The organism is Streptomyces sp. NBC_01233 (assembly GCF_035989305.1).
GTDB lineage: Bacteria > Actinomycetota > Actinomycetes > Streptomycetales > Streptomycetaceae > Streptomyces.
Genome location: NZ_CP108514.1, coordinates 8113194 through 8126310, shown reverse-complemented (window position 1 = coordinate 8126310; position 13117 = coordinate 8113194). Strand labels below are relative to the sequence as shown.

The 13117-nt window shown below is 72.9% G+C and carries 8 protein-coding genes and 1 riboswitch; of the genes, 4 read left to right on the top strand and 4 right to left on the bottom strand.

Going from position 1 to position 13117, the window contains the following annotated elements; all coding sequences use genetic code 11:
- Positions 1-2: 2 nt before the first annotated feature.
- Together metE and OG332_RS38095 are read right to left on the bottom strand one after the other, a co-directional pair.
- Positions 3-2327: a 5-methyltetrahydropteroyltriglutamate--homocysteine S-methyltransferase gene (gene metE / locus OG332_RS38100; protein ID WP_327417703.1), complete on the bottom strand. Its 2325-nt coding sequence runs from the start codon at positions 2325-2327 to the stop codon at positions 3-5.
- A gap of 174 nt (positions 2328-2501) precedes the next feature.
- Positions 2502-2727: riboswitch (cobalamin riboswitch) on the bottom strand.
- Positions 2728-2839: 112 nt separating this feature from the next.
- Entirely contained in the window at positions 2840-4555 is a 1716-nt protein-coding gene (locus tag OG332_RS38095; RefSeq protein WP_442816272.1) for an FAD-dependent oxidoreductase, read from the bottom strand.
- Between the two features lie 102 nt (positions 4556-4657).
- Between OG332_RS38095 and OG332_RS38090 the strand changes: the two genes are divergently transcribed.
- Positions 4658-5848 (top strand): SchA/CurD-like domain-containing protein, encoded by a 1191-nt coding sequence (locus OG332_RS38090; protein ID WP_327417701.1) that lies wholly within the window; start codon positions 4658-4660, stop codon positions 5846-5848.
- 13 nt (positions 5849-5861) lie between these two features.
- Entirely contained in the window at positions 5862-6119 is a 258-nt protein-coding gene (locus OG332_RS38085; RefSeq protein ID WP_327417700.1) for an acyl carrier protein, read from the top strand.
- 102 nt (positions 6120-6221) lie between these two features.
- Here OG332_RS38085 and OG332_RS38080 read toward each other — a convergent pair whose 3' ends face one another.
- Positions 6222-7286: a methyltransferase gene (locus OG332_RS38080; protein ID WP_327417699.1), complete on the bottom strand. Its 1065-nt coding sequence runs from the start codon at positions 7284-7286 to the stop codon at positions 6222-6224.
- Between the two features lie 34 nt (positions 7287-7320).
- On the bottom strand, positions 7321-8469 hold the full coding sequence (locus OG332_RS38075) for a right-handed parallel beta-helix repeat-containing protein (protein ID WP_442816271.1): 1149 nt from the start codon (positions 8467-8469) through the stop codon (positions 7321-7323).
- Between the two features lie 324 nt (positions 8470-8793).
- Here OG332_RS38075 and OG332_RS38070 point away from each other — a divergent pair, with 324 nt between their 5' ends.
- Both OG332_RS38070 and OG332_RS38065 read left to right on the top strand, forming a co-directional pair.
- On the top strand, positions 8794-9156 hold the full coding sequence (locus tag OG332_RS38070) for a hypothetical protein (RefSeq protein ID WP_327417698.1): 363 nt from the start codon (positions 8794-8796) through the stop codon (positions 9154-9156).
- A 147-nt stretch (positions 9157-9303) separates the two neighbouring features.
- On the top strand, positions 9304-13095 hold the full coding sequence (locus tag OG332_RS38065; RefSeq protein WP_327417697.1) for an nSTAND1 domain-containing NTPase: 3792 nt from the start codon (positions 9304-9306) through the stop codon (positions 13093-13095).
- Positions 13096-13117: the final 22 nt, after the last annotated feature.

The following is a 13117-nucleotide window of genomic DNA, read 5'->3' as shown; positions in this document are numbered from 1 at the left end:
GATCAGGCTCCGTCGGCGGTGACCTCGGCGCGGACCTGGCGGGCGGCCTCGACCAGGTTCTCCAGGGAGGCCCTGGTCTCCGGCCAGCCCCGGGTCTTCAGGCCGCAGTCGGGGTTGACCCACAGCCGTTCGGCCGGGATGGCCGCCAGGCCCTTGCGGAGCAGCGCCGACGCCTCGGCCACCGAGGGGATCCGCGGCGAGTGGATGTCCCAGACGCCGGGTCCGACCTCGCGCGGGTAGTCGGCGCCCGCGAGCTCGTCGGCGACCTGCATGTGCGAACGGGCCGCTTCCAGGCTGATGACGTCGGCGTCGAGGGCCTCGATCGCGTCGACGATGTCGCCGAACTCGGCGTAGCACATGTGCGTGTGGATCTGGGTGTCCGGACGGACCCCGGCGGTGGTGAGCCGGAAGGACTCGGTGGCCCACGCCAGGTAGCCGGCGTGGTCGGCGGCGCGCAGCGGGAGGGTCTCCCGCAGCGCCGGTTCGTCCACCTGGATGACGGAGGTGCCCGCCGCCTCCAGGCCGTTCACCTCGTCGCGCAGGGCCAGCGCGACCTGGCGGGCGGTGTCGCCGAGCGGCTGGTCATCGCGGACGAAGGACCAGGCGAGCATGGTGACGGGGCCGGTGAGCATGCCCTTGACGGGGCGGCCGGTCTGCGCTTGCGCGTACGTGGTCCAGCGCACGGTCATCGGGTCGGGGCGCAAGATGTCGCCGGCCAGGACGGGCGGGCGGACGTAGCGGGTGCCGTAGGACAGGACCCAGCCGTGCTGGGTGGCGAGGTAGCCGGTGAGCTGCTCGGCGAAGTACTGGACCATGTCGTTGCGCTCGGGCTCGCCGTGCACGAGGACGTCGATGCCGGCCTTCTCCTGGAAGGCCACGACCTCCCGGATCTCGGCCTCGATGCGGTCCTCGTAGCCCGCCGTGTCGATGCGGCCGGCCCGCAGGTCGGCGCGGGCCACGCGCAGTTCGTCGGTCTGCGGGAACGATCCGATGGTCGTCGTGGGCAGCAGCGGCAGGCCCAGCCGGGCGTGCTGCGCGGTCGCGCGCTCCTCGTACGGCTGGGAGCGGCGGCCGTCCGCGTCCGTGACCGCCGCGGTCCGGGCGCGCACGGCGGGGTCGCGGGTGACGGCGGAGTTGGCGCGGGAGGCCAGGTCGGCCCGGTTGGCGGCGAGTTCGGCCGCGATCGCGTCGGTGCCTCGGGCGAGGCCGCGGGCGAGCGCGGCGATCTCCGCGGTCTTCTGCCGGGCGAAGGCGAGCCAGCGCCGGACCTGCGGGTCGACGTCCCGCTCGACGGTGGCGTCCAGCGGGACGTGGAGCAGGGAGCAGGAGGCTGCCACGTCGACCCGGTCGGCGAGCCCCAGGAGGGTGCCGAGGGTGGACAGGGACTTCTCGAAGTCGTTGATCCAGATGTTGCGGCCGTTGACGACGCCGGCGACGAGGCGCTTGCCGGGCAGCCCGCCGACGGCGGCGAGGTCGGCGAGGTTCGCGGCGGCGGCGTCGGTGAAGTCCAGGGCGAGCCCGTCGACGGGGGCCTTGGCCAGCACCGGCAGGGCCTCGCCGAGCCGGTCGAAGTACGAGGCCACGAGCAGCTTCGGCCGGTCGCCCGGGGCGCCGAGCCCGCGGTACGCGCGGGCGGCGGCGTTCAGTTCGGCGGGGGTGCGGTCCTGCACGAGGGCGGGCTCGTCCAGCTGCACCCACTCGGCTCCGGCCGCGCGCAGTTCGGCCAGGACCCGGGCGTACACGGGCAGCAGGCGGTCGAGCAGGGTCAGGGGCTCGAAGTCGGCGGCGACACCGGGGGCGGGCTTGGCCAGCAGGAGGTACGTCACCGGCCCGACCAGCACCGGGCGGGCGGTGTGGCCGAGCGCCAGCGCCTCTTCGAGCTCGGCGACCTGCTTCGAGGAGTCCGCCGTGAACACGGTGTCCGGGCCGAGTTCGGGCACCAGGTAGTGGTAGTTGGTGTCGAACCACTTGGTCATCTCCAGCGGCGCCACGTCCTGGGTACCGCGCGCCATGGCGAAGTAGCCGTCGAGGGCGTCGGTCCGCACGGCGGCGCTGTGGCGTTCGGGGACGGCGCCGACCATCACGCTGGTGTCCAGCACGTGGTCGTAGTACGAGAAGTCGCCGGTCGGCACTTCGGTGATGCCGGCGTCGGCCAGCTGCTGCCAGTTGGTCCGGCGCAGGTCGCGGGCGGTCTCCCGGAGGGCGACGGCGGTGACGCGGCCCTTCCAGTAGCCCTCGACGGCCTTCTTCAGTTCGCGGCTGCCGCCCTGGCGGGGATAGCCGTACACGGTGGCCTGTACTGCCGCGGCTGCGGACTCGGTGGTCACGGAACTCTCCTTCGCGAGCGTGTCTCCATGGACCCGGTGACGGGCCTGGGCTGCGAAGGGGTGCCGGAACGGGCGGACCGCCGGATGCGCGTACGCCTGAGGTACGCGCCGGAAACGATCCGCCTGAAGCACGCCGACCCGCCCACGAGGTCACCGGGAAACCGGGCGCGGTCGTTCGCGCTCGGGCAACGGGCAGGTCTTCGGACTCGCGGGCGCGCCTGCCGGTCTCCCGGCGGGCTCCTACTGGCCGTCGCTTCCCAGGACCGGTACCGGTCCCAGTGCGTATGACGGCGGTCGTTCCCACTCACCGCTGCGGGGCAGTCCCGGATTCCCACCGGGTTCCCTCTTACGACGCACCCCGTCCGGCTGACGGGGGCGAACCAGCTGCCCTGCCAGAGTAGATGGCGTTCGTCGTCAACGGACAGGGTTGTCCAGTATCCGGATGGCGCGGCGAGACCGGGACACGGAGGATCCCCGCGCCGCCGGGGCGGCGCGGGGATCCGGGGGGAAGGTCAGTACCGGTCCAGCAGAGTGGTCAGGACCTTGTAGAGGACCGATTCCTCATCAGCCACGGCCCCCTCCGCCCTCCAGGCCACGAAGCCGTCCGGGCGGACGAGGACCGCCCCGGCCTCGGTCGTGCCGTGCGCCTCGGCCCAGTCGCCGCCGCTCGAAGGGATCAGGTCGGCCTCCGGTCCGTCGCCGATGGCGTAGGCGTCCAGGCGCACGTTCATCCGTTTGGCCACGGATCCCGCCGCCCCGCTCCACGGCGTGCCCTCGGAGCTGAGCAGGACGAAGGACCGCTCGTAGAGGTCCAGGGTGGACTTCGGCTGCTCCTCCCCCGGGGCGCGGAGCCACATGTGCGGCGCGCGCGTGCCCGGTTCGCCGCACAGACGCATCCGTTCGGGCACGACCGGCTGGTCGGGGTCGGTGCCCAGGACCGCGCCCTGGTTGTAGCGGTAGCCCATGGCCACGGACAGGACGCCGCCCTGCCGTCCGCCCCCGCCCGGGGCGGGCTCGGGCTGGGCCTCGGGGACGGTCTCGGGGTCGGGCTCGTACCCCGGGTGGCTGTGCTCGGCGGACCGGGCCGAGGCGCGCTCGCTCGTCGCCCGCGCCACCGGAAGCCGCTCGGCCTCGTAGGTCTCCAGCAGCCCGGGGCCGGCCGCGCCGTCCAGTACGGCTGCGAGCTTCCAGGCCAGGTTGTGCGCGTCCTGGATACCGGTGTTGGAGCCGAACGCCCCGGTGGGCGACATCTCGTGGGCGGAGTCACCAGCCAGGAAGACCCGGCCGGCCGCGTACCGCTGCGCGACCCGCTCGGCCGCGTGCCACGGGGCCTTCCCGGTGATCTCGACGTCCAGGTCGGGTGCGCCCACGGCCCGGCGGATGTGCTCGACGCAGCGCTCGTCGGTGAAGTCCTCCAGGGTCTCGCCGCGGTCGGGGTGCCACGGCGCGTGGAAGACCCACCGCTCGCTGTTGTCCACCGGCAGCAGGGCCCCGTCGGCGTCGGGCTTGGTCAGGTAGCACACGATGAAACGCCGATCGCCGACCACGTCCGCGAGCTTGCGGGACCGGAAGGTGACGCTCACGTTGTGGAAGAGGTCGCCGGGACCGCTCTGGCCGATCCGCAGCCCTTCCCGCACCGGGCTGCGCGGCCCGTCGGCGGCGACGAGGTAGTCCGCGCGCACCGTGCTGTGCTCCCCGGTGTCGCGGTTCTTCACGATGGCGGTCACACCGCCCGGGTCCTGTTCGAAGGAGAGGAGCTCGGTGGAGAACCGCAGGTCGGCCCCGAGCCCGGGGGTCACGGACATCAGTACCGGCTCGATGTCGTTCTGGCTGCACAGGCACCATGCCGACGGGCTGAAGCGGGCGAGTGCGCCCCCCGGGTCGATCTGCTCGAACAGCCACTCCTGGTCTTCACCGGTCAGGGAGCCGCCTTGCAGGATGCCGTGGTTGTCCGCCAGGACCGAGGCCGCCTCGCGGATCCGGTCCTCGACACAGGCGACGCGGAACAACTCCATGGTCCGTACGTTGATACCGCGTCCTCGCGGGTGCATCGAGGTACCCGCGTGCTTCTCGACCAGCATGTGGCTGATGCCGTGCCGGCCGAGGAAGAGCGAGGTGCACAGGCCCACCAGCGAGCCGCCCACGATGAGGACAGGGACGCGGTGGTCGACGTTTTCCTTCATGGCTCTTCCATGCCCTGTGCGAGGGCGCTTCCCTCGCTCGTTCACCCGGTTGGTTCTCTCCTCTCGCGCCGGGGGGATTACGGGACAACGATCGGTTCGGGTGGCGCCGCCCCGTGGCGACCGTGTGGTCTCGAAGGAGTGTGAACGATGACAACCTTGTCGGAACGGATATCCCAGTCCGCCTTCGACGACTCGAGGCTTCGGGTCGTGCTGCTGCTGGATCTGTACGACGGTGCGCAGAACCAGTTCCTGGAGGTTTACGAGCATCTCCGCAAGCAGGTGTCCTCCGTCCCCGGACACATCAGCGACGAGCTGTGCCAGTCGATCGAGAACCCCTCCCAGTGGCTCATCACCAGTGAGTGGGAGAGCGCACCGCGGTTCCTGGCCTGGGTCAACAGCGAGGAGCACGTCGCGTCGGTGCAGCCGCTCCACGGCTGCGTACGGGACACGCGCTCGCTGCGTTTCAGCGTGCTGCGGGTGACCGGCAAGGACTCCGTCCCCGCCGCCTCCCTCTCCCCCTCGTCCGCCGGCTCCGATCCCGGGTTCGGCCCCGACGCCGCTTCCGCGCACTTCGGGGACCGGTCCGGGGACCGCCTCCAGGTCGCCCCGCGGCGCGGGGACGGGGTGGTCCGCCACGCCCTCACCTTCACCGTGAAGCCGGGCAGCGAACCCGTCGTGGCGGAGCTGCTCGCCGGGTACACCTCCCCGCAGGCGCAGGTCGACGCGAACACCCGGCTGCGCCGCACCTCGCTCTTCATGCACGACAACCGGGTCGTACGGGCGGTCGAGGTGGAGGGCGACCTCCTCGCGGCGTTGCGCCACGTGGCCCTGCAGCCCGAGGTCAGGGCCCTGGAGGAGGCCATCAACCCGTACCTGGAACAGGACCGGGACCTCAGCGACCCCGGATCCGCCCGGATGTTCTTCACCCGAGCGGCGCTCCCCGCGGTGCACCACGTGGCGGGCGGTGGCCGCGAGCACGCGGACGTCAGGCGGCACGCGCTCTTCTACCCCGCCAAGAACGGGTGCGGCATGGCGCTCGCCCGGCTGCTCGCCGGCCAGGACGAGGCGGCCGTGGACGACCCGACCAGCCCCATCGAGGGCAGCACCCTGTTCCAGCGCGACGACATCGTCGTCCGGCTCCTCGACATGCGCGGCCCGCTCGACGCCCGGCCCGCCCTGACGCTCGGCGTCGAGGGCGGCCACAAGGCGGCCGTGCTGGCCCGGCTGCTCGACAGCGCCAAGGACGGCGTCCCCACCACCGACCAGGAGATCTCGCGCTTCCTCGCGCGCTCTGAAATGCGCCTGATCACCGACCGGCGTACGCCGGACCAAGCCTGAGGAGATGGCCGTCATGACCGCTCGACTGACCATGGAAGAACTGGCCGCCCTGATGAAGAAGGGGGCCGGTGTGAACGTCGACCCCGCGGCCATGGCGAGCCGCCCCGACTCGGGCTTCGACGAGTGGGGGCTCGACTCCCTGGGCCTCCTCGGCATCGTCGGCGAGCTGGAGAACCGGCACAGCCGGCCCCTGCCCGCCGACGCGGACCGGTGCAAGTCGCCGCGCGAGTTCCTGGACCTCGTCAACAACGCCCTGGCGGCCAAGGCCTGACGCGTTCGGACGGACGGGCACCGCCCGTCCGTCGTGCCGACGCCCCCGAGACCGGCTCATCGCGCCGGTCTCGAGGCGTTGTGGCGCGCGGACGGCCCGGAATCACTCGGGCACGGTGCACTCGAACGCGTGCAGGTACGGGTTGACCGGACGGATCTGGCCGATGACCAGCCCCGCGTCCCGCATCCGGGTGCAGAGGCTGTCCTTGGTGTGCTTCGCACCGCCCACGTTGAGGAGCAGCAGCAGGTCCATGGCCGTGGTGAACTTCATCGACGGGGTGTCGTCGACCAGGTTCTCGATGATGACGACCCTGGCTCCGGGGCGGGCCACGGAGACGACGTTGTGCAGGGTCCTGCGGGTGCTCTCGTCGTCCCATTCCAGGATGTTCTTGATGATGTACATGTCGGCCTCGACGGGGATGGCCTCGCGGCAGTCCCCGGGAACGATGCCGGCCCGCTCGGCGAGCGGACCGCCGTCCCGCAGCCGGGGATCCGCCTTCGCCACCACGCCCGGCAGGTCGAGCAGGACGCCGCGCACCGTCGGGTGCTTCTCCAGCAGGCTCGCCAGTACGTGCCCCTGGCCGCCGCCGATGTCCGCGACCACGGAGACCCCGGTGAGGTCCAGGAGCTCCGCGACGTCCAGCGCCGACTGCATGCTGGAGGTGGTCATGGCCCGGTTGAACACGTGGGCCGACTCGTGCGCGTCCTCGTGCAGGTAGTCGAAGAACCCCTTGCCGTAGAGGTCCTGGAAGACGCTCCCGCCGGAACGCACGGCGTCGTCGAGGCGCGGCCAGGCCTGCCACGTCCACGGTTCCGTGCACCACAGGGAGATGTAGCGCAGGCTCTGCGGATCGTCCTCGCGCAGCAGCCGCGACATCTCCGTGTGGACGAACTTCCCGTCCTCGGTCTCCTCGAAGATCCCGTAGCAGGCCAGGGCGCGGAGCAGCCGTTCCAGGGGCCGGGGCTCGGAGTCCACCGCCGCGGCGAGCGCGGCGGCGGTGGTGGGCTCCGAACCGAGGGCGTCGGCCACGCCGAGGCGGGCCGCGGCCCGTACGGCCGCGGCGCAGGCCGCCCCGAACACGAGCTCCCGCAGGCGCATGGCCGGCTGGGGGGTGTGCGGGGGTACGGGGACGGTGGCGGGCGTGGAGGTGGAACTTACCGTGGTCATACGGCCTCGATTCTTCTGATGAGGTGGAGCACGGTCAGCACATCCCGGCCGGTACGGAGGTCCCGCACCGGTTGCCTACGAACCGGTTGCCCGTTCCGGTCCCCTGGTTGGCCAGGTCGGCCGGCTGGTTGCCCCGCACCACGTTGTCCTGGATGACGTTGTCCGTGTTCGTCGCGCCCACGAAGCTCTTGAACAGCAGGATTCCGCCGGACAGGGGGGAGGCGCCGACGTTGCCGCGGATGGAGTTCCCGCGCACGACCGTCTCCTCGGCCCCGGTGAGGACGATGCCGACGCCCTGGATGTCGGGGAGGCGGCTGTTGCCCTTGCAGAACTTGTTGTTCTCGTGGATCCAGTTGCCGCGGATGGTCATGGCTCCGGCACCCGGCTCGCCCTCGTCGCCGACGACGAACACGCCGCCGCAGTTGCCGGTGAGGAGGTTGTCGCTGACGGAGAGGTTCCTGACGCGCCTGACCGTGACTCCGATCCGGTTCCCGGTCAGCGTGTTGCGCAGGACCACCGCGCCCAGGGTGTCGGTGGCGCCGCCCTCCCGCTCGACGGTGTTGGCGATGAAGATTCCCGACTCGGTGTTGTCTCGGGCGACGTTGCCGCGGAACACCCCGCGGGTGGACCGTTCCTGAGCGATCCCCCAGGTGCCGTTCTTCTCGGAGATCACCCGCTCGACGCTGAGCCGGTCGGTGTAGGCGGCCCAGATGCCGTTCCGCTTGAAGCCCGAGACGGTCAGCGCGCGGATCTTCACCTCGTTCACGCTCTGCTCGGGCGTCCCCATGACGCAGATCCCGGTGTCGGCCTGCGAGCAGGCGGTGGCCGCGCGCGCGGGAGCCGCCGGTGCGCCCGGCGCGGCCGCTGCCGCCCCGCCCGGCGCGTCGGGTGCCGCGGGTGCCGCAGGTGCTGCCGGCGCGGCCTGGATGATCGGCGGCTTGATCACCGTACGGGCGCCGAACCCCCGCAGGGTGAGCCGCTTGGTGATCAGCACGTTCTCGTAGTAGGTGCCGGGCATCACGGTGATGATGTCGCCCGGTCGTGCGGCGTTCACCGCGTCCTGGATCGAGTCGCCCGGGTGCACTCGCCGTCCGGCCGCGGCGGCGGGTGGCGCGGCCACGCCGATCCCTGCGGCCATGACGACTGCGATGCACATGAGGGACTTGATTTGTCGGTTCGTCACGATGCAGAAGTTATGGGCGATTAGAGCAGTTCGCCACATTGGGTAAGCGGACGGGTACATGCCGTGGGCAAACGGCGCAATTTGACGTCCGGAGGAGTGGATCGCGGGACTCGCCGCGACGGCCTTGCGCCGTCGCGGCGTGACACCTCGTCACCCGGAGCCGGGGACGCGGCGCGGGCCGTTGCCCCCCGCTTCGACACCGTGCTGGTCGCAGGGGGTTTCCCGGGGGCTCCGGCAAGGGGCAACGGGCAACCCGTCGACCGCCGCATCCGGCGGGGGCAGGCTGAAGTCGTCCGCAGGAGACAAGAACCACCAGGAGAAACCATGCGCAAGATGTTCCGCGGCGCCGCCGCCCTCGCGACCGCCGCCACCGCCGTCCTCGCGCTCAGCGGTTCGGTCGAGGCCAAGCCGGTCGACGCGTGGGCCGGATGCCCGGACGGGGCGGTCTGCATCTACCCTCAGAACCAGAACCCGGCCGTCAAGCCGACCCACGTCTTCTACTCGTACGGGGCCCACAACCTGAGCAACCAGTTCGGGAACCACTGGGTGCTCAACAATCAGTACGGCGGTGCGACCGCAAACCTGTGCACCGGCTCCAACGGCGCGGGCTGCGGCAGCCCCATCGCCGCCAAGACCGGTGTCTACGCCGACCTCACGCCGATCAACTCGATCCGCCTCAACCGGTAGCGCTCCCGCGGCGAGGGCTTCCGGAGCCGCCGCGCGGGCGGCTCCGGGGGTTCCTGTTCTGGTCATACCGGCTGGAGGATCCCGTCTTCCGTCGTACCCCCGCGGTAGCCTGGGCAGTGCCATCTCGCTGCCTGGGCGCGCATTGCCATGGGGGATGTTTTGGGGGATCCGGACCGCCGGCGGAAGACCGATCACCAGCACGCGTCCGACGACACGTCGGTGCACTTCCCTGCGCAGCTGAGACGTCTGCGGGTGCAACGCGGCCTGTCCCTCGCGGACCTCGCACGGCAGACGCACTACAGCAAGGGCTATCTCAGCAAGATCGAGACCGGCTCGAAGCGCGTCACCGTCGACGTCGCGCGGCGCTGCGACGACGTACTGCGGGCGGGAGGTGAACTGCTGCGGATGGTCCGGGAGACGGGAGCGCCCGAGGCCGGCGCCGAAGGCCCTGCCGACGCCGGGCCGCCGACGGACGGAGCGTGTCCGTACCGCGGTCTGCCGGCCTTCACCGCGCGGGAGGCCGAGTGGTTCTTCGGCCGGGAGCGGGCGACGGCCGAGCTGGTCGAACGGGTCTTCGGGCGGGTCGACATCGCACCGCTGATGCTGGTCGCCCCGTCGGGCGCGGGCAAGTCCTCGCTGCTCAACGCAGGTCTCGTACCGGCGTTGCGGCGCGGCGGCGGCTTCCCGATGCCCGGCGCCGACACGTGGCCGGTGATGCGGTTCACTCCCACCGCGCATCCGCTGGAGGAGCTGCTGGACTGCGCCGCGAAGGTCCTGGGCAGCGATCTCGGCATCACGGCACGGGAGTTGCGGGACCACCCGCACGCGCTGCTCGAAGCCGTCCACCGGCTGTCGCAGCGGCTGCCGTCCGGTTCCGGGGACCGGCGGCCGCCTCCGCCCCGGCCGGTGCTGCTCGTCGACCAGTTCGAGGAGCTGTTCACGCTCTGCTCCGACGAGGACGAGCGGCGCGCGTTCGTCCGGGTGCTCTGCGCCCTGGCCGCCTCCGGTCCGGCGCCGCCCGCCGGGCACGACCCCGCCGTCGTGGTGCTCGGCGTACGGGCGGACTTCTCCGGGAACTGTCTGGACCTTCCGGAGCTGGCCCCGGTCTTCACCGGCGGGCTGTTCGTACTGCCCCCGATGTCCCTCGCGGAGCTCCGGGAATCGATCACCCGGCCCGCCGAACGCGCCGGCCTCACCCTCGAACCGGGCCTGGTCCCGCTGCTGCTGCGCGATGTCGGCCTGCGCGACGACCCGCCGGACCGTACGCCCTCCGGTGCGCTGCCCCTGGTCTCCCACGCGCTGATGGCCACCTGGCGGCAGCGCGAGGGCTCCACGCTGACCGTCGCCGGGTACGAGCGCACCGGCGGCATCCAGGGGGCGATCGCCCGCACGGCCGAAGAGGTGTTCGCCCGCCTCTACCCGGCCGAGCAGAACACGCTGCGCCGCGTCCTGGTACGGCTGGTGCACGTGGCCGACGGCACGGGGGCGGCGCGGCGGCGGATGAGCCGGACCGCGCTGATGGACCAACTGGCCGACGCGGGCCCCGCCGCGGCCGCGCTCGACGCCTTCGTACGGGCCCGTCTGATCACCATGGACAGCGACACCGTCGAGATCACCCACGAGGCCCTGCTGCACGCCTGGCCACGGCTGCGCGGCTGGATCCACGCCGACCGGGCCGGGCTCCTGATCCACCAGCAGCTGGCCCACGCCGCCGCCGAATGGGAGCGCGAGGGCCGGGACCCGTCGGCGCTCTACCGCGGGACCCGGCTGGACACCGCACGCTCCTGGGCCGACGAGCTCGACGGCCGGAGCCGGCTCGGCCCCCTGGAGGCCGCCTTCCTGCGGGCCGGCCAGGAGGCGCACGACAGCCGCGAGCGGCAGGCCGGGCGCCAGGTGCGGCTGCGGCAGCGGATGCTGGCCACGCTCGTCGTCCTGCTGGTGCTCGCGGTGGGCGCCGGCGGCCTGGCCTACCAGCAGCGCGCGGGCGCACTCGGCCAGGAGCGCGTCGCCCGTTCGCGGGCGCTCGCCCTGCAGTCGGCGGCGCTGGCCGCCGGCCAGCCGGAGGCGTCGATGCTGCTCGCCGGGGAGGCCTACCGGACCGCGCCCACGAGCGAGGCCCGGGGCGCCCTGCTGAGCACCCAGTCCCAGCCGTTCATCGCCCGCCTGGGCGGGCACGGCGGGCCGGTCAACGCGGTGGCCTTCTCGCCGGGCAACGGCTGGCTGGCGACGGCCAGTTCCGACGGCACGGTGACCCTGCGGGGGGTGGCCGACCGCCGCACCCTCGCGACCTTCACCATGCCCGGACGGGTCCGCGCGGTCGCCGTGAGCCCGGACGGGCGGACCCTCGCGGCCGCCTCCACGGACGGGCCGGCGCGCCTCTGGGACACCGTGGGCCACCGTGCGACGGGAGTGCTCCCCGCGAGTACGGAGGGTGCCCGGGCCGTGGCCTTCGCCCCCGACGGGCGGACGCTGGCGGTCGCCGGCGCCGACGGGACGGTCCGGCTGTGGGAGACCGCCGGGGACCACCGGGCCGTCGCGTCCCTCGCGGGCCACACCGGGCGGGTCAACGCCCTCGCGTACGCCGCGGACGGCCGGACGCTGGTCTCGGCCGGCGCCGACCGGACCGTACGGCTGTGGGATCCGGTGGACGCGCGTCCGCTGGCCGTGCTCACCGGGCACACCGACGAGGTGCTGGGGGCGGCGTTCGCCCCGGACGGCCGCACGGTCGCCACGGGAGGCGTCGACCGGACCGTACGCCTGTGGGACGTGGCCGGCCGGCGCACGGCCGCGACGCTGGCCGGGCACAGCGACGACGTCAACGGCGTCGCCTACACCCCGGACGGAACGACCGTCGTCAGCGCGGGCGGCGACGGGACGACCCGGCTGTGGGACGTGGCCGGCGGCCGGCTGACGGCGACGCTCGCCGGGCACACGGACTACGTGCTCGGGGTGGCCGTGGACCAGCGCGGCGCGATGCTGGCCACCGCCGGTTTCGACCAGTCGGTGGTGCTGTGGGACCTGCGGGGCGCGGTGCTGGCCTCGCGGCCGTTCTCGGAGATCTGGCACGCCGCGTACAGCCCGGACGGAAAGCTGCTGGCCACCGCGGAGGCGGATCACACGGTCCGGCTGTGGGACGTGGCCGGGCGCCGGGTGCTGGCCACTTTCGAGGGTCACAGCGAGACGGTGTTCTCGGTGGCCTTCTCCCCCGACGGGCGGACCCTGGCCTCGGCCGGCTCGGACGGCACCGTACGGCTGTGGGACGTCGTGGCGGGCGGGCCGTCCGCCACGCTCGCCGGGCTGGGCGGGACCGTCTTCTCGGTGGCCTTCTCCCCCGACGGGCGGACGCTCGCCTCGGCCGGCTCGGACGGCACCGTACGGCTGTGGGACGTCGTGGCGCGCCGCCCGCTCGCCACGCTCGCCGGGCATACGGACTTCGCCAACGACGTGGCGTTCAGCCCCGACGGGCGCACCCTGGCGAGCGCCGGCGACGATCTGACGGTCCGTCTCTGGGACGTGGCCGGGCGGCGCCCGCTGGCCGCCCTCACCGGGCACACGGGTGCGGTCCGCGGGGTCGCCTTCAGCCCGGACGGGCGGACCCTCGCCAGCAGCGGCAACGACGGCACCGTACGGCTGTGGGACGCGCACCGCCACCGCTTCCGGGTGGCGCTGTCCGGCCACACCGGCTCCGCGCGGGGCATCGCCTTCTCCCCCGACGGGCGCACGCTGGCGAGCAGCGGCAACGACCGTACGGTGCGACTGTGGGACGTGGCCGGACGCCGGACGGTGGCCGTGCTGTCCGGCCATGCGAGCGCGGTGTGGGGCGTGGTCTTCGCCCCCGACGGGCGGACGGTGGCCAGCAGCAGCACCGACGGCACCGTACGGCTGTGGAACCTGGACGTCGGGGCGCGGCTGGCGGCGATCGGGCGGTTGCGGGAGTGATCCGACCGGCCCGGTCTCCCGG

What these genes read in the sequence shown, in the direction of transcription:
- OG332_RS38080 (WP_327417699.1), bottom strand. Translation starts at nt 7,286, where the DNA reads ATGACCACGGTAAGTTCCACCTCCACGCCCGCCACCGTCCCCGTACCC.
- OG332_RS38070 (WP_327417698.1), top strand. Translation starts at nt 8,794, where the DNA reads ATGCGCAAGATGTTCCGCGGCGCCGCCGCCCTCGCGACCGCCGCCACC.
- OG332_RS38090 (WP_327417701.1), top strand. Translation starts at nt 4,658, where the DNA reads ATGACAACCTTGTCGGAACGGATATCCCAGTCCGCCTTCGACGACTCG.
- OG332_RS38085 (WP_327417700.1), top strand. Translation starts at nt 5,862, where the DNA reads ATGACCGCTCGACTGACCATGGAAGAACTGGCCGCCCTGATGAAGAAG.
- OG332_RS38065 (WP_327417697.1), top strand. Translation starts at nt 9,304, where the DNA reads ATGGGGGATGTTTTGGGGGATCCGGACCGCCGGCGGAAGACCGATCAC.